Consider the following 18,603-nt stretch of genomic DNA (forward strand, 5'->3'; position numbering starts at 1 on the left):
GTTGTTACATTACGCTTAATGACAGGCTTAACTAAAAAACTGAGCGTATGAGTTCATCGTTTGATCCGGTTATTGTTTTTTTGTCTTTTCTCGTTGCCGTATATGTTTCATATATTGTCGTTGGCGTGTGCATGCGTATTGCCGTTTCACGTAAAAAAATAGCATTATATTGGAATATTGGCGGCGCACTCGCCATGGCGATTGGCATATGGGCGATGCATTTTATTGGCATGCTTGCCTTCACCTTACCTATACCCATTTATTACGACCTGAGCTTAACCGCCTTATCGATTATTCCTGCTATTTTTTCTTCCGCTATTGCGCTTTTTATGGTGCGCTTTAAACGCAGCAATAGCAGTTTAACAATCGCTGCGATTTTAATGGGCTTAGGTATAGCAGCCATGCATTATATTGGCATGGCTGCAATGGGCATGAGCCCAAACATTAGCTACGCAGCAGATATCGTACTGTTATCGGTTTTTATTGCCATTTCAGCGTCAGGCATCGCACTATTTTTATTATTTCATCAAATAGACAACAACCAGTTAACCCACAATTTTAAAATACTTACCGCCTTGATTATGGGCAGCGCTATTGTTGGTATGCACTATGTCGGCATGGCCGCAGCAAGCTTTTCGATGGATTGTATTTCTTCGCCGCAAGGTAGCATCAACCTAGATCGCGATACCTTACTAATTGTCGTCACCTTACTGAGTTTATTCATACTAACCATGACGCAGTTCTTTATGTTTCTTGATAAAAAACTGTCAGAAAACGCCTTCTATCATGCGGTATTTTCAGCGCAATCGTCTGTTGGTAAAGGGCTACTTGTTTTAGAAAATGAAAAGGTCACTTTAATTAACGACGAGCTAGAAAAGATATTCAATGTAAAGATGGCAGCAAACCTGGAAGTTCAAGACTTATATTGTGCTTTTTTAGCTGAAGAATATGAGCGTTTTTATCTTTGGATCACATCAACAGGAAAACGTACCAAAACGGTTTCAGTGAATGAATTTCAATTTAGCGTTAACCAAAAAAATCGCACCCTATCAATGGCTATTACTGGTTTTGTACAAGCAGACTGCGTACGTCGACTCATTATAACCGACGACATTACCGAGAAAAAACAAGCAGAAATCGACTTAAAACAATTAAATGAATCATTAGAATATCGGGTTGAAGCACGCACAAAAGAACTTACTAAAACCAACGAACAATTAAAACACAGCATGAAAGCGCTGCAAGCAGCGCAATCCGAGTTGGTACATAGTCAGAAAATGGCGTCACTTGGCAGCTTGGTAGCAGGCATTTCTCACGAAATTAATACGCCAATTGGCATTGGCGTTACTTGCGCCACTAATATTGAAGAGCAAGTTCACACCATAGTTAACAAATATCAAAACAGCACCATGAAGAAATCTGACTTAGAAAGCTTTTTCACTCATACCGAAGAAGGCTGTCAAATTTTGGCGCAAAATTTACGTCGCGCTTCGGAGCTAATTTCCAGCTTTAAACAGGTAGCCGTTGACCAAACCGACGATTCAACCCGCGAAATAAATTTAAAAGAATACCTAGATGAAATTATTATCAGTATGCGGCCAAAATTAAAACGCACAAAGATAAAAGTAGACAATAATATTGCAGGTGATATCAACCTCATTACCGCCCCAGGTGTTTTGTATCAAATAATATCAAATTTTATCGACAACTCATTGCTACACGGCTTTGAACAAGGAGCCGAAGGGGTAATAACCATTGCCTGCGAAGCTCTAGAAAATGACATTAAAATAACCTATACCGACAATGGTCGAGGCGTAACTGACGAGGTTAAAGCCAAAATATTTGACCCATTTTTTACCACTCGCCGAGGAAAAGGCGGCACCGGTCTTGGCCTTAATATTGTGTATAACCTTATAACATCTACACTTAAAGGAAAGGTTGAGATAATAAGTCCTGAGCAAGGGGGCTTAGGCTTCGACATACTATTGCCCATAGCGCATGGAGACAAAAAGAATGACAGAAACTGATAACGACTTTATGTTTGCTCCTGAAGACGACGAGCCACAGCATATTATCACCAAGCCCAATTGGAAAATATTGATCGTTGATGACGAGCCTAGCATTCACGATGTAACCAAACTTGCGCTGTCAAATTTTAGCTTCGACGAACGTAATCTCAATTTTATCCATGCTTATTCCGGTAACGAAGCAAAAAAAATTCTAGATGAACACGACGACATCGCGCTTGCCCTAGTTGATGTGGTCATGGAAACCGAACATGCCGGTCTAGATTTAATTCGCCATATACGCGACGAACTGAAGAACAAAATGATCCGCCTAGTACTGCGCACAGGACAACCTGGAGAAGCGCCAGAGCGTAAAGTAATTTTAGAGTTTGATATTAACGATTATAAAGAGAAATCGGAACTTACCTCGCAAAAACTCTACAGCACAATTTTAACCAGTTTGCGCTCCTATCGCGATCTCGACAGCTTAAATGCCAATCGTAAAGGGCTACTTCGCGTAATAGAGTCAACCGGTGAAATATTTCGCCCGAAAATGCTACAAGGTTTTATTCAAGGGGTTTTAGAACAACTTATCGCACTTTTGAATTTAGATAAAAACAGCCTATATGCGCATTGTGACGGTGTTGCCATTGAGCAGCACAGCTCAAAAAATAGTTTAGATGTTATTGCCGCGACCGGCACATTTAAAGAAGTGATTGGTGAAAATGCCGACGATAAGCTGCCGCAAGGTGTCATGTCAGTGTTAAAAGAAGCGTTAAACACTAAGTCACTTGTGGTAAAAGGCAATGAATATGTCGGTTACTTTAACCCAACGCCCGAACGTGAAGACGTTATTTATATTAGAACCAGTGCCGACATGTCGGAAGACGACATCAACCTAATTAAGCTATTTTTGCAAAATGTCTCCATCGCTTACGAAAACACCTTATTAAAAGATGAAATTGAAGGCACACAACGCGACATGGTCTATATGCTTGGCGAAGCAATAGAAACTCGCTCGAAAGAAACAGGCAATCATGTGCGCCGCGTTGCTGAGTACAGCTATTTAATTGCCAAAGGCTTAGGTATGAGCGAAAAACACGCAGAAATTCTTAAAGTTGCTTCTCCGCTGCACGACTTCGGCAAAATAGGCATAACCGACGCCATACTGCACAAGCCCGGTAAACTCAGTGAAAGTGAATTTGAAATAATGAAAGGTCACGCGTTAATGGGCAAAGAATTACTTGACCGCTCTAACCGAGAAATACTAAAAGCGGCAGCAGTTATCGCAGGTGAACACCATGAAAAATGGGATGGCAGCGGCTACCCCGACGGCCTTGTTGGTGAGGAAATTCACATTTATGGTCGCATTGTTGCGGTTGCAGATGTATTCGACGCATTAGGCAGTCGCCGCTCATACAAAGAACCTTGGCCGCTTGAAGAAATCGTCGCCCTGCTTAAAAAAGACAGCGGCAGCCACTTTGACCCGACCATAGTTGATTGGGTAACAAGCAACCTAGGCACCATGCAAGTTGTTATAAATAAGTACCCTGATTAAGCCCTTCGTCTATATTTCAACACTTTGTCTGAAACTTACAGGGCTTTATAGCACATAAATAACACCTCTTATTTTTGTAGAGCTTGGAAATCTTCTACGCTAGGTACCCATGTACGGTTGTACTTTTGAACACCCACATAAGGGAAAAAATTGACTTTGCTTTCTGGCAATAAAAATTTGCCTAATTTATTTAATGCTGCTGGAGAAGTATCTGGCCACTTTCCTGATTCTATACGTTGTAAAACAACGTTAATGCTAGTTAATAACTCAGCTTGACTGAAACGGCAATGTCCCCATGTATTGACATAAGCACTGCGGAAAAATGAAGAATAACCATTTTGAGCAACTAACTCTTCATAGCCTTGAATTAAGCTTGCATAAACTAAACCGTCACCCGCAGTATTCATCCGAAATAGCGGTACTTTCGGTTCCCCAACATGGGTACGGCCTGGTGCGCTCCACCACTTAACCGCTTTAGGGTCAGCTTTGACACGTTCAAAAGCATTAATTTTTGCTAAATCGTTTGCTAAGCTAATCGGCGATTCTTTATATAAAGACTCAACTGCTTTTTTGTAGAGCTTGGCACCGTTATTATAATAATCTCGATAGTCAACACCCGTATTCCATTTCAACTGTCCGCGACCAGCGCGCTCTAGCATAGTTGTTCCACCAGTACCTTTCATTGGCACAAGGCGAACAATACTTTGATACATGCTTTCTTGTAATGCTTTAATGTCAGTAGGATCTGGTTTTTCAACAGGCGCTTCACCTTTACCGCCCCATGCAGGCCATTGGCCAATGGTAATTGCGAGTGCTATACGGGCGCGACCTTCGGCTGTTTTTTGTGCGTCATCAACCGCTTTAATCCACTTCTTACCTAAGGCATTTAATTGTGCCGGGGAGTAATCCCCTAATCCTGCAATAGGTAATTCTGGCGCAATCAGCGCTTGTAAAACAAACATGCCATCTAAGTGTGTATTGGCCAACCAAGGGCTGGTTGAAGCGCACATTGCAATAGCGCCGTCGATTCTATCAGGATGAATTTCAGCCATTGCTAACGTTACCGTGCCACCGCCTGAACAGCCCATTTGAATAGTCGTTTTAGGTTTTCCGAATGCTTCGTCAAAGATGTCGAAAATTGTGATAAAGTCGTGAATTTCATGGGCTGGGTCATAATTTTTGCCACGATCTTTTCGGCGTTTTGTCCCTGAAAGTGCGTAACCTTGCTCAAGAAAGAACATGCTTTTCTGTGTATCTGCGCCTTTTATGTAATCAAAGTTATTAATTAGAATTCCATTCCAATTTTCAGGTACGCGAATCATGTATTCTGTTTTTCTAATCGGCAGTTCGCCTTTTAATTCTTTAAAGTTAACTGCAGCATTTGCCATCATAGACGTGTTGAAAAATAGGAAGCAAGTGATGATTAAGCGATATACGGTTCGGTGGTATACCCGGTTTTTTATTATGTTCATAAAGCACTCATTTTTCTGATAGTAGTGAAGCTTTAGTAATAATGTCTACCTAAAGCCTCTGATTAAAAATTTGATAAATACAGCGATAATTTGAAGTCATTGAGTTTAAAAATATCCAATGATGAAGCGAAATAGTTAACTTTTCCCCCTAAATTATCAAAGTATAAATTTCGCCATCATTAAGCTAATCGGCAACCAGTAATAGATTGCTCACGATTAGCTTATATCAAGACGTACTCTAGTTAAGGTTGTTTTAACCAGGCTGACTTATCATTTTTATCAATGTAAGCAATATGCCAACCGCTTCCCCAGCTAGCAGCCCATATAACATTAGGATTGTATGGATCTGGTTTCGCATCAATAATTTTATCGTAATTGCCTAATTGCTTATTAATCTTACGCCAGTTTTTACCGCCATCTTGTGATAAATAAATACCCGGATTTAAGAATTGACGATCCATACGCATTTGGTTACCAACGGTCAATAATAACAAATCAGGATTTACCGGTGATGATTCCACTTGTAAAACCGTTGGCGCTTTAAATATTTGTTGCCACGTTTTACCTTGATCTGTACTTCGCCATGCACCACCTTCCTTATAGTCTCCGGTATAGAAGCCACCGGCGCTAATATAGATATGTTGATTATTTCTATCAACAAATACGTTGTTAACGCTTTTGATCACCGCAGGAATGGCTAGCTTTTTCCAGTTCTTCCCCTGGTCAACAGATTTATAGACACCACCTTTTTCATCGGTTGCGGCGGCATATAAAGTATTGGAATTTTGAGGATCAAACACAATCGTACGCAAGCTTGCACCGTCGTGAATACCATTGTTACTGTTTTGCCAGTTATAGCCACCGTCGGTTGACTTCATCACGCCATAATTACCTTTGGTTGGGTTGCGGCGAGGCGCTCGATAAATTTCTGAAAATGCATCTTTGGTCATCACAAAGTACATATTGTCAGGGTTTTTAGGATCAATGATTAATGAATTTTGTGCCGGCAAAAGGCCTTTTGGCCCCTGTATAACTTTTTTAATCACTTTATCTTGGCTTTTTTTCGCATAACCACCATCAGTTTTTATGTCATTTTCAACAACACTGGCAATATTTTCCCACGTTTTACCACCATCGATTGACCTACGTAACTGACCTAAGTGCTTTTGACGCCAAGCCAACAAATAAATAATATTAGGATCTTTCGGGTGCACAGCAAGTGTTGAAATAGAAACCATACCGGTAATATTTGTTTGCCCTTCTATTTGCTTTAAGGGCACATCAATTGGATTCGTTGAATCATCATTAGCAACGGTTTCCCATACGCCATGTTCGCCACTGGCTAGTAATCGCCGTTCAGGAATACCTGTTTCTAATAACATAAAGCGCCCTGGTAAATTACTATTACCACGACCAACCCAAACATCATCAGTTGATTCGACCTTATTATCATCAATCTGTTGCCACGTTTTACCTTGGTCTGATGTACGGTGAGTTTGCTGAGAAATACTCATAAAAACCTCGCCATCAGAATTAATCGCCAATAATCGGTTGCCTTGATATTCTGCTGCGTGGTCCATTTCCGGCTTTACATGAGCAAACTCAACATTCGGATGAGTTGGGTTATTACGTTGTGCCCAGTAAGTTTTGTTTTTACCGCTTAACCAATATTTACCGTGTCGTGCAATACATACCCAAGTTTTACCACCATCAAGTGTGCGCCAAACATCGCCTGGTCCAAAAGAACGGTCATGTTTTTTATTGTATGAAATATAAATTTCCTGTGAATTTTTAGGATTCACAACAATACGGTTATATACAGATAAAACTGATGTTGGCAATTGAGGGTATTGCTCTTTAGCTTCATTAGGGCTGATAGCAAACCAATTAGCCAAAGTACGGTAATAACGGTTTATTTCCTCAGGGTAGTCAATTTGGGTTAAATCAAGAAACAAATTACCCGTAATATCTTGCCAGTTTTTACCACCGTCAGTACTAGTGTATACACCACCTGATGAGGTGACCGATTGACCTTCTTGATGATATTTAGTTTGTTCGATTAAATATAAGGTATATTGCCCGCTATGTTTGTCGTAATGAGCCGTTAAATCACGTGGAATATTATGCGGTAAGCCGTTAGCCCCAAAAGCCCATGTCAAGCCACCGTCACTACTGTGCATTAACCCTCGGTTCGTCGCCGCAACAATCTGGTTCGAATTTTTCGGGTGCACTAAAATTCGACCGGTATCGAGGTCTTCCGGTAAATTTTGAGTAATTTTTATCCACGTTTTACCTTGGTCAGTACTTTTTAATAAATAACCATAATCGGCATAATGTAATTTATTACCCTGTAGGCGTTCAATGCTGCGATGATTCTCTTTGGTATTCCAAAAATCACCAGCACCGATGTACCAAATATTGTCATTACTCGGATCTACTGAAATTTCAGCGAGTCGTTTACCTATTTGCTCGTCATACCAACCTTTTGTAAAGGCGACAGGATCATATGGGTCAACACCAATATCTTTATGACTGCCAGCAAGCTCGGCTAATTTGTCCCAAGAACGGCCTTTATTATTAGTTCGATAAACCCAGCCATTCCAATCAATTGCCATACCGAAGTTTTCATTCTGTAAAGAAAAATCAATATCTAAAATACGCTTCATTAGTTGACCAACTTCGTCTTGGTCTTGAATATTATGCCATGTTTTACCCGCGTCCCAGCTACCGTATGACACATGCATATCAGGACCTAAAAATACAGTGTCAGGATCTGTTGGATGTGTCCAAAGTTTTTCATTATAGCCTGACATACCCGGGCCAATGTTTTGCCACTCGATGGAAGAGTCTGAAGAAACGCGTTCAGTACGTAATCGCTCAAAGTAGTCTTTTTGCATGTGTTGTTGGTCAATCTTAACAGCGCTTGTTTCTGTCGATTGACATGCCATTAGCCCTAGAGCACTAGCGCAAACGAAACTTATGAGGCCAAGGTATCTTTTCGTCATTATTTATCCGATAAGTGATTATGTTAATCTTTAGTAAGGTGCTGGAATGTTTAATTATCTGTTAACAGACAGTGAATAACTTAACATCATTGTTAACAATCATCAATATGGATTAAGGGTAATTATATCAATAAAATAGTAAGCCTAAAGATTGCACTTAACGCTTTTTTTGTTTTTGACAGTGCTTCGAGACACCTTTGCTTTTATTAACATTTAAGCGCAGAGACCTTTAAATACCTAAAATTAACCGGCGAACAATTTTTTGATACAACAACTTACAGTTAAACCGTTCACTCAGTGGTCGATTTTGTATAATAGTTTTAGTTGATGGGTCAAATGTATTAACGAGTTAGATCAAGACTTAATACTACGAATGAAAAAGCGTTAAAATAAAATCCGCTTACAGCTTTTGCGAACACTACATTTCTGTATAAGAAAATGTGTTTTTATGTCATAACTATTATAACGAGCATAAAAATTATATTGATAACACCCAATAATTCACCACTACTAGTGAATATATACTGTTACAGTAGTAACTCAACAATAGTTCAATAGTAGTGGTGAACTATTGTGAATTAGCTACTACGCAGTAAATTTAGAACTTGAGAATTTATAATAGTCGAATCAGTCAAAGCTTTTTCTAAAAGTTCTTTGACCTTCTTAGGAGGGACCTTGGATTCTAGTTGGTTATTGGCTAGTGCCTGCTTAAGAGCGTTGGGGTTAGTGATACGCATTATTTGAGTCTTTCTATTAAGAGAACATTACTATAATAGCAAAGAGCAATTACTAGATCTCAGATGCATGAGTTTACGATAGACATTCTGAAAGGTGAGTTCACCAGAATAAACGAAGGCTTTAATCTGTTTAGATTTATCGGTTTTACTCACAAATTTTCTCCTCAAGTTCTCAACCAAAATATGGTGAGTAAAATGAGGAGACAAGTTGCTTCAAGTGGTGAGTAGTCACCGCCAAAGTCACCACCTCAAAGCAAGTTTTTATTAATTCCACTGAATATTTCGCGAATAAAATCTGAATGAGGCACTAAGCTTGGCTGATTTTGTGAATATATATGTAAAAACCAATCACTCAATATTCTGGATTAGAATATTGATTCTCAACTCAAACCCCATAAAAAACAACAAGCTGTTAAATTAAATATGAAAATTAAACCATAATGTAACCATTTATGTAACCAATTACTATTATATACAAGTAAATTACTGAAGTTGAATTAAGACCGATTTCTGGTCTTTTTATTAACAACCAGTTACCTATCAATCGTTTTATTTCACTTTCTGGTAATGGATTGTCAAAATATATACTGATCCAAGTAGAATCGCTAATTCACCAAATGATTTTCAAACAGAAGAATGGACATCATTCGGAAACCCTTTAATCGGTGTGGCAAGAGCTAATGCTGCACCTGTTCCAGAACCGTCAACATTAGCAATTTTTGCCTTAGGTATGTTCGGTTTAGTTAGTAGAAAATTTAATAAAAAAAATTAAATTTGATAAAATTAAAAGGATTTGTAGCCATATAAAAAGACTAATTTTTTGGCTTTAAATCCTTTTTAATTCGTAACGTTTCTTGCTTAATCATTTCTTTTTTATCATCATTTTGTTGCAGGTTTATAGCTTCATCACGAGTTTTATCTGCTATAAAGTCATTAATTTTTAATAACTTTTTATAACCATCTGTAAAATTAAATAATGCTCTTTGTAGTGCTGTATCTGCGTATTCTGCTGCAAAAGCTATTGTTGATTTTACCAGATTTTCAATTGATGAAAGTAAATTTAAATTTTCTTCCTTCAATTTTTTATTTTCATTTTTTAAATTAATATTTTCTAAATAATTTTTATCTTTTTGTTTTGCTAAATAATTAGCTGTATTGTATTCACGATCAGCTATGCGCCTTCCAGTATCATTTTTTATAACATCACGTTCTAAATCTTTATGCTGAATACTTTCATACTCTTTTTTAATAAACATAATATTATTATTTAATAATTTATCATTTACATAATTATAAAAATCTTCTTGTAGTAACTCCCCAATCACTTTTACCTCGTGACTTTCGCAATCTGAATATAATTCAGGATATTCTGTTAGCTCATATTTTAGCTTAATGTATGCATATTGATTTTGAACAAAATCACACTGTTTATTTTGTTTATTTTGTTTATTTAAACCATCTATTACTACATGAACATGATCTCTAGTAGCTTCATCTTTATGTATTGAAGATAAGATAATTTCATAATTTGAAAAGTTTTTTTTGTAATAACTTAATAAAAGACTCTCTTGTGTTTCTGCATCCAATTTGATTTTATTATGTTCAGGAATTTTAAATAGAAGTGATATTAAGCGAGTGTTTAATTGAGATGATGAATCAATATTTAAACTAGTTTTTTGATTATGTAGATCAGCAAATGTTTCTAATGCTCTTTTTTTATCATTAAATCTTGTTACTTGCTCACTTATACCAGACAGTTTATTTATCAATGATTCTGGCTTGATTTTTCTATCTGAAAATTCATCAGCAATTCTTAATAGTTTATTAAATAATTCAACTTCTTCTTTTGTTGTTTTTTTAGCTTTAATCCATTTTTTAAATTTGCTTTTAACTTTGCTAAATTTAATATTTTCAAAATTAGCGTTATCGTTCATAAATAATGATTCAACATATAATAATGCTTTTTCTCTATCTGATTTTGAACTGATTATTTTATCTTTAAATTTATAAATATTTAGGTGTGATTTTGAAGTTATTCTGTTTTGTTTTAGCTGTTCATCACTCTGTAAAAGAATATCATGCTTAACCAAAGCTAAAGCTTGATTTACGTTGAATTTGGCAACTCTTATCTGTTTGTATAGTAATGTACTATTCTCCATGTATTCGACCTCGTAGAGCCATTTAGTAAAATTAAACATCTTTATGCGAAGCAAAAGTGGTTAGTTAACAAAATGGTTTGTTTTTTAACTACTATTCACTTTCTCATAATTTTTTAATTTTAAAATAGAGTTCTTAGGTGCAACTTTTAAAACATATTATTTATTGAATTATTTCTTTTTATTATCGAAATAGAAGAAGCATAAAAGTGCCTCAAAAGATTAATTAATCAAATTAATTCCCCTTCCTTGTTGAAAAAAAATATCTGAGTGGTATTTATGATTATATCTAACTAATTAAATTATCATGAAAAAATCAAATGATATTGAACTAAATAACGCTGAATTAATTGAACAGGCTATAAGAAATAAAATTAATAAAAAATTAGGTATGAAATTGCTTGAAACACGAAGTGATTGGGTAGTAGAGCAAATTGAAATGCTCCTGAATTGTTACCCTATATTAAGAAAATATAATTATAAAACAATGGGGTTAGAAAAGCTTTACGCTTTAATCTTAAAACTCAGTGAACATCTTGAAATGGATCATGAAGAGCAAGATGATTTATTGTTCGTAGAATATACAAATGAACTTAAATCAATAATGTCATTAAAAGAAATGTTCCTCTGGCTATTATTAGGAGCTTTTAAAGATAAATCACATGTACATTTTAAATTCGATGAATGTGTACTCAATAAGCTTAAAATTGATAAAAAAGGTGCAATAGACTATCTCTGTGATAACTCATATTTAATCCCCCTATCTGAAAAAAAAGAATATCACTTTATTATGTCAATCGCTTCAGTTTTAAGTTTTAACTACAAAAAGCTAGATCCAATAATTAATACGATTTTATCTATACAAAAAAATAGTAATAAAAATTTATCACTCTTAAATTATATTGAATATAACCGCACAGGAAAAAATATAGACTTACATCCAGAGCTGAAAAAACAGTCTAAAAGGATAAAAATCAAAATTTAAATTTCGAAGAAATTCCACTACAGACAAGCGAAGCTTATAGAAAATTGAGTTCAGCTACTTATTCATGCCGCTGATTGTGATTAACTGAATTATTTAACTCTATGTTCAAGAACTCACTATAAAAAATAATTTACAATATTACTTTGAGAGCTAGAAGTGTTTACGAAGTAAATAATTAGGCTCTCTTTTAAAAGTACTATTAAAAAATCTTTAAGTGACTCTGAACCGTCCTAAAAATAAGGCGTAGAAACTAGCTTGGTAAGTCAGTTGCACATTAAAGTAAGTCAACCACACCCCAAAAGTCAGTCATTTACACTTTTAAAGCCATTAAATAGGTCAGTCATTTACACCTCCATTGATTAAATTTAAAACTTTTTTCGTATTAACTATTGATTTAATAAAAATCTGTGAGCTTATTAAAGGTATATATGGAGAAACAAATGAAACAAAAAATAAAAACAAAAGGTTTGTACCTCAATGGACATGAAGCTGTTATGCCTAGTTCATTAACTCAATCAAAAATATTTAGTGTTATGGGGAAAAATAACTTAAAACTTAGACAACAAAAAACAAAATATACAGAAGTAAGAACTAAAAACGAAGCGCATACCTATACGGGGTACAAGTTAGATATTAAATACGATTATCCAATATACCATTACTTGTTAAGAGAAAAGCAACTACAAGGCTCTACATTAGTAACGATTGATTTTAATTTAATGTTAGATGCGATAGGTAAACAAATTAGACCAGAAAATAGAAAGGCATTGTACAACAGGATTAAGCAATTTAAATATTGTGAAATATCTGTAACCAAATATGCTGGAAATGAAGAAAAAGACAAATTACCTTTAGTTGACACATCTTTTATATTAGAGATTAGAAAAATATCAGAGTTTGTATATACAGTACTTTTTTCAAAAGAGGTAGATGAGTTAGTAAACGATTTTGATACTCAAAAAATAGATTTAGTCGAATTTAAAAAGCTTAAGAAAAGGCCTTCAATGGCTATTTATTTACAGATTAAATCTTATGGGTACATTCGATCACATTCAATCAATATATTGTTTGATAAATTTAAGGTTCACTATGATGAATCGAGAACTAATAGACAAATAAGACAAGATTTACTTATAGGTTTCAATGAACTGAAAGAGAAGGGGATGATTAAGGAGTTTGAAGAGGGTAGAACAAAAGAAACGAAAGAAAAAACATTTAAAATTATAAAAATCAAGAAAAATAGTAAAGCTGAATAAAGTTAGATAGTTAATTTTAACTATCTAATCGATCAATATCTTAGCAGATTGAAGGTTCTGTTTTTTGCGTAATAACTCGAAATAGTTCATACCAAGCGAACCTCCTACCCTTAGTGAAACCTCAGTTCTATCTATATAAAAATTAAATAAAACATTGTTTGATATTGAAACGATATTTGATATTGTATCAATATTAAGTATTCATAAAGAGATTCATTATGATGTCAGGAATTGATGGTGGTAATTGTATTTTAAGCTCTATGGCTAAAACCAGAGTTGAAAGCAATATGATTGATGGTGCTGAAGTTGTTGGTACTAAAGGAAGTTATATTGTGACCTTTAAAGGCAATGCGGCTGAATGGGAAGATAAATCAATCGTTTTGAGCAGTTCAAGGCAGCCATATGAACCAAGAATTTTTAAAAGTTTAGATGGTGCAATTGCTGAACTTACCAGAATTGGCTTAAACGAAGCCTCTGTAAAAATTATAGAAAATGATAAATAAAAAATTAATTTATAAATCTTTATAAAAAATATCATTACAAGTATTCAAATTTTCAGGTCTTATTTCTAGGTACTATACCCATGACAATACAAGAAGAAACACTTCATTCAAATATCGAAACAGTAAATAGCAAGCAAATAGCAACGTTGAAAAAACATTTTCCTCAGTGTTTTGATAATGATGGTAATTTTATTCAAGAAAAAATGCTTGAAGTTGTTAATCAAAATAAAATCGATTTATCAAAAGAATCATACAATTTAGATTGGCTTGGTAAATCGTATGCTCGCTTACTTACAAACTTACCACCGAAAACATTGATTAATGAAGATGTTAAACATAATCAGCTAGAAACAAACCAAAATAGTAAGAATTTACTCATTAAAGGTGACAACCTTGAAGTGCTTAAGCATATGGTAAATGCTTATTCTGAAAAGGTGAAAATGATATATATCGACCCACCATATAATACTGGTGGTGATGGGTTTGTGTATAACGATGACCGAAAATTTACCAAAGAACAACTTAGTGAGCTGGCTAGTATTGACCTGGATGAAGCTGAACGTATATTAGAATTTACTGCTAAAGGCTCCAACAGCCATAGTGCATGGTTAACATTTATGTATCCTAGGCTCTATATTGCAAGAGAACTATTAACGGATGAAGGAGTTGTTTTCATATCAATTGATGATAATGAATTATCACAACTTAAAATTTTATGCGATGAAGTCTTTGGAGAGCAAAATTTTTTAGGGCAATTTATTATTAATTCATCACCTAGCGCAATTGATTACGGACATATAGCCAAAACTCACGAGTACGCTTTGTTTTATGCAAAAGATTCTTTCACTGCAACGACTCAGCATTTAGAAGATGAAGATAAAACCTTTAAGTATAAAGATTCAATTAGTGAATTTAATCTGTATCCATTATATAACGGTAATGTTGCGTTTAATCCAACCACCAGACCTAATTTGCATTATCCATTTTATTTAAATCCTATAAAAAAGACTGAGCAGGATTTTTATGAAATAGGTTTAGAAAAAATTGAAGGTTGGGTTGAGGTGTACCCTGTTGTTTCAAAGAAAGATAAAATATCAAGGGTTTGGCGATGGGGTAAACCCAAAGCCAAAGAAAATTTGAATAAAGAAATAGTAGGGTATCGAACCGATCAAGGTGAATACAGAGTAGTTCAAAAAACTCGACTTACTGGAAAGATGATAAGGTCTTTGCATATTGATAAAGATGTGTCGAGTCGAAAAGGTACGGCTGAAGTCCAAGAGTTATTTGGTAGTAAGGTCTTCAGCTTTCCTAAACCTGTGAGCTTAATTAAAAGATTCGTAGAAGCTTCAACGTTTAATGATGATATAGTTTTAGATTTTTTCTCTGGTTCTGGCACAACAGCTCACGCAGTAATGGAGTATTGTTCAGAACATAAACAAAAACGAAAGTTTATTGCCATTCAAATTGATGAGAAAACCTCCCCTGATAGCATTGCACATGGTGAGGGATTTAATACAATATTTGAAATAACAAAAGCTCGCTTACTAAAAGCGTCTGAAAAAATTAAAGGAAATAACCCTGCGTTCAATGGTGATTTAGGCTTTAAGGTTTTTGAAACTATAAAAGATTTTCGTGATAACACTGATAAAGAATTATCATTATCAAATTTAACTATGTTCGATGATGAAGTTTTAACAGAAGAACAATATCAAAGCTTATTAACTACTTGGTCATTATATGATGGTAGTTTACTCACAACTAACATAGAAAATATAAATTTAGCTGGTTATCAAGCTCACTATTGTGATGGACGTTTGTATTTCATTGCGCCTAATTTCTCTACTGATGCAATAAAAGAGTTATTAACTAAGCTAGATTCAGACAATGAATTTTCACCGCATAAAGTTGTTTTTTATGGTAATAATTTTGAGAGTGCAAAACAGATGGAGCTAAATGAAGCTCTGAAAAGTTATGCAAATAAAAAATCATTAGAAATTGATATTGTGGTGAGGTATTAAATGTCTGGTTTTACTTTTGAAAAGGACTTACCTCATCAAGAAGCTGGAATTAGTGCCGTAATGAGTTTATTTCTTGGTGCAGAGCCTGAGCTATCTTTGGATCCAGTGACTCAATTATTAGCTAACCCTGAATTGAATATTTCTGATCCACAATACTACGCCAATATTAAAGCAGTGCAAGATTATAATAATATTGAACACAGTAAAGAATATTATGATTGTAGCAATATTATTGATGTTTCAATGGAAACAGGTACAGGTAAAACATTTACCTATACCAAAACCATGTATGATTTAAATAAATCATTTGGTGTTAATAAATTTATAGTCATAGTGCCAACATTATCGATTAAAGCTGGTACGGTGAATTTTCTAAAAAGTGATGCATTAAAAGATCATTTTAGAAAAACTAAACGTGAAATTAAAACGTATGTTGTAGAAAGCAAAAAAGGCTCAAATAAGAATAAAAAAGCTTATATGCCGCAATCAATACATGACTTTGTTAATGCGAACAGTGTTAATCAAAAATATATCCATGTATTAATTATTAACTCAGGGATGATCAACTCTGATTCATTACAAAAAGATAAATATGATACTGGTTTATTTAATAATCAGTTTGATTGCCCTGTAGATGCGTTACAAGCTGTTAAACCCATTATTATTGTTGATGAACCTCATAAGTTTCCAACAGCTAAAAAGACATGGGAAAATATCGAAAGAATCAATGCTCAATATATTATTCGATATGGTGCAACATTTAATGAGTATAAGAATCTTGTATATCGTTTAACCGCAGTAGATGCCTTTAATGATGATCTTGTAAAAGGTATTAATGCGTATATCGAAGATGTTGTTGGTGATGATAGTGCCAATTTAAAATTAAAGAGCATAAAAGAAAAAGAAGCGTTTTTTGAATTAAATGAAAGTGGTAATAAGCAAAGGTTTTCATTTATTAAAGGTGAATCGTTAGTTAAAGCGCATAGCGAAATTCATGATCTCATTATAGATGGTATTAGTAAAACATCTGTAGCTTTAAGTAATGGTATACAACTAAAAGTTGGTGAATCACTAAACCCATATTCTTACGCTGAAACACTTGAAGATAATATGATGCGTAAAGCGATTAAAGAGCACTTTAATCTTGAACGTGAATTATTGACGCAAAAACCACGCATTAAGCCTCTTTCATTATTCTTTATTGATGATATTGAAGGTTATCGTGATGGTAATGATCTTTCAGGAAGTTTAAAGAAAAAGTTTGAAGAATGGATTATTGCAGAAGCTGAAGAATGTTTAAAAACTGAAACTAATGAGTTTTATCGAGAGTATCTTGAGAAAACAATCAAAGATGTATCTTTAGTACACGGTGGTTATTTCTCTAAAGATAATAGTGATAAAGATGATAAAATTGAACAAGAAATAAATGAAATTCTTCATGATAAAGAATTATTATTATCATTAGATAATCCAAGACGTTTTATCTTTTCTAAATGGACGCTGAGAGAAGGTTGGGATAATCCTAACGTATTCCAAATTTGTAAATTACGTTCTAGTGGTAGCACAACGTCAAAACTTCAAGAAGTGGGGCGTGGGCTTCGTTTACCTGTAAACGAATATATGGCTCGTGTAAAAGATAAAGTATTTAGTCTGAACTATTATGTTGATTTTACCGAAAAGGATTTTGTGAATACATTAATCACTGAGGTTAATGAGTCTTCGTTTAAAGAAACTATTCCAACAAAATTAACACAAGAAATTAAAGATAAAATTCACTCAGAATACCCTGATAAATCAGCACTAAAATTAATGATGGACTTAGTATCTAAGGATATTATTGATGAAAATGAAAACTTTATTGGTAGTGATGGTTATCAACGGTTAAAAGCTGAATACCCCAAAGCATTTCCTACTGGAGTTAAAGCCAATAAGATTAAAAAAGCTGATGGGGCTAAAAAGCGTACTCCTATGCGAGTAGGAAAATACCAAGAGCTTAAAAGTTTATGGGAAATTATTAATAATAAAGCCGTACTTGAATATAAAATAGAAGATGAAAATCAGTTTTTAGATCTTTTTAAACAGTACCTTAATAAAGAAGCTAGTAGCTTTAAAAAAACAGGTGTAAGAACTCGTATTGAACAAGTTTATATTCATAATGAGATAGCAATGTCTCGTGATGTTTATAAAGAAGATGATGACTTTGCTAAATTTAGCACAATGGATTATCGAGAGTTTTTAGAACGTTTATCACAACTCGCATTTATTAAAATATCTACATTGCATAAAGCTTTTGTGGAAATGAAAGATAATATAGATATAACTGAATATTTAAATATTCAAACCATTCGTAAAATTAAATCTGGTTTTAGTTTATTTTTATTGAGTAATGCTTTTAATAAATTTCAATTAGATTATAAAGTTATTTCAAACACTGTTCACCCAAGTAAATTTACCAATGATAGAGGTGAACCTTTAAAAGATGTGCTTTCAAGTGACTTAGGTGTGAAAAGTGATGATGAGGTGTTACCACATAAATCATATTTGTTTGAAGATGTTTTTTATGATTCTGATTTAGAAAGAAAAAATATAATTGATGAAATAGAACATGTAACAGTGTTTACAAAAATACCAAAGAACTCAATAAAAATACCTGTAGCTGGTGGTTTTACTTATTCGCCTGATTTTGCATATGTTGTAAAAACTAAAACTAATCAGATTTTAAACTTTGTTGTTGAAACAAAAAATGTTGATAGACCTGATAGCTTACGTGAAGAAGAAACTCGCAAGATAAAACATGCTCAAGCATTGTTTAACAAGATTAATGAAAAGGTGCAGGTTAATTTTGAAACTCAGTTTGCTAATGATTTAGTAAAAGATTTAATTCAAAAACATTTATAATACAAAATA

Annotated in this window: 11 protein-coding genes; 8 read left to right on the forward strand and 3 right to left on the reverse strand. The window is 34.2% G+C overall.

The genetic code is table 11. The annotated features are described in order from the left end of the window. The first annotated feature begins 47 nt into the window (after positions 1-47). Together ACRRSQ_RS06055 and ACRRSQ_RS06060 are read left to right on the forward strand one after the other, a co-directional pair. Positions 48-2,027: an MHYT domain-containing protein gene (locus tag ACRRSQ_RS06055; RefSeq protein WP_440874816.1), complete on the forward strand. Its 1,980-nt coding sequence runs from the start codon at positions 48-50 to the stop codon at positions 2,025-2,027. Further along, positions 2,014-3,564 (forward strand): DUF3369 domain-containing protein, encoded by a 1,551-nt coding sequence (locus ACRRSQ_RS06060; RefSeq protein ID WP_440874817.1) that lies wholly within the window; start codon positions 2,014-2,016, stop codon positions 3,562-3,564. Before ACRRSQ_RS06055 ends, ACRRSQ_RS06060 begins: the two co-directional genes overlap by 14 nt. Before the next feature lie 68 nt (positions 3,565-3,632). Here ACRRSQ_RS06060 and ACRRSQ_RS06065 read toward each other — a convergent pair whose 3' ends face one another. Together ACRRSQ_RS06065 and ACRRSQ_RS06070 are read right to left on the reverse strand one after the other, a co-directional pair. Beyond that, entirely contained in the window at positions 3,633-5,036 is a 1,404-nt protein-coding gene (locus ACRRSQ_RS06065; RefSeq protein WP_440874818.1) for an alpha/beta hydrolase family protein, read from the reverse strand. Between the two features lie 242 nt (positions 5,037-5,278). Then, positions 5,279-7,984 (reverse strand): VPS10 domain-containing protein, encoded by a 2,706-nt coding sequence (locus ACRRSQ_RS06070; protein ID WP_440874819.1) that lies wholly within the window; start codon positions 7,982-7,984, stop codon positions 5,279-5,281. Between the two features lie 1,461 nt (positions 7,985-9,445). Between ACRRSQ_RS06070 and ACRRSQ_RS06075 the strand changes: the two genes are divergently transcribed. Then, the gene (locus tag ACRRSQ_RS06075) at positions 9,446-9,550 is read left to right on the forward strand and encodes a PEP-CTERM sorting domain-containing protein (RefSeq protein ID WP_440874820.1); all 105 of its coding nucleotides are present in this window, start codon (positions 9,446-9,448) and stop codon (positions 9,548-9,550) included. A gap of 40 nt (positions 9,551-9,590) precedes the next feature. On the opposite strand, the gene ACRRSQ_RS06080 is transcribed toward ACRRSQ_RS06075, so the two are convergent. Next, the gene (locus ACRRSQ_RS06080) at positions 9,591-10,937 is read right to left on the reverse strand and encodes a hypothetical protein (RefSeq protein WP_440874821.1); all 1,347 of its coding nucleotides are present in this window, start codon (positions 10,935-10,937) and stop codon (positions 9,591-9,593) included. 304 nt (positions 10,938-11,241) lie between these two features. Here ACRRSQ_RS06080 and ACRRSQ_RS06085 point away from each other — a divergent pair, with 304 nt between their 5' ends. The 5 genes from ACRRSQ_RS06085 to ACRRSQ_RS06105 all read left to right on the forward strand — a co-directional run bounded on the left by ACRRSQ_RS06085 (position 11,242) and on the right by ACRRSQ_RS06105 (position 18,594). Next, the gene (locus ACRRSQ_RS06085; protein ID WP_440874822.1) at positions 11,242-11,919 is read left to right on the forward strand and encodes a hypothetical protein; all 678 of its coding nucleotides are present in this window, start codon (positions 11,242-11,244) and stop codon (positions 11,917-11,919) included. A gap of 440 nt (positions 11,920-12,359) precedes the next feature. Beyond that, positions 12,360-13,175: a hypothetical protein gene (locus ACRRSQ_RS06090; RefSeq protein ID WP_440874823.1), complete on the forward strand. Its 816-nt coding sequence runs from the start codon at positions 12,360-12,362 to the stop codon at positions 13,173-13,175. Between the two features lie 218 nt (positions 13,176-13,393). Continuing rightward, a complete protein-coding gene (locus ACRRSQ_RS06095) occupies positions 13,394-13,678 on the forward strand; it encodes a hypothetical protein (protein ID WP_440874824.1) in 285 nt (94 codons plus the stop codon). Between the two features lie 80 nt (positions 13,679-13,758). Continuing rightward, entirely contained in the window at positions 13,759-15,696 is a 1,938-nt protein-coding gene (locus tag ACRRSQ_RS06100) for a site-specific DNA-methyltransferase (RefSeq protein WP_440874825.1), read from the forward strand. Beyond that, positions 15,697-18,594 (forward strand): type III restriction-modification system endonuclease, encoded by a 2,898-nt coding sequence (locus ACRRSQ_RS06105; RefSeq protein ID WP_440874826.1) that lies wholly within the window; start codon positions 15,697-15,699, stop codon positions 18,592-18,594. The last annotated feature ends 9 nt before the right edge of the window (positions 18,595-18,603 follow it).

Origin of the sequence: Thalassotalea sp. PLHSN55, assembly GCF_052030545.1 — a bacterium.
Taxonomy (GTDB): Bacteria; Pseudomonadota; Gammaproteobacteria; order Enterobacterales; family Alteromonadaceae; genus CANMXU01.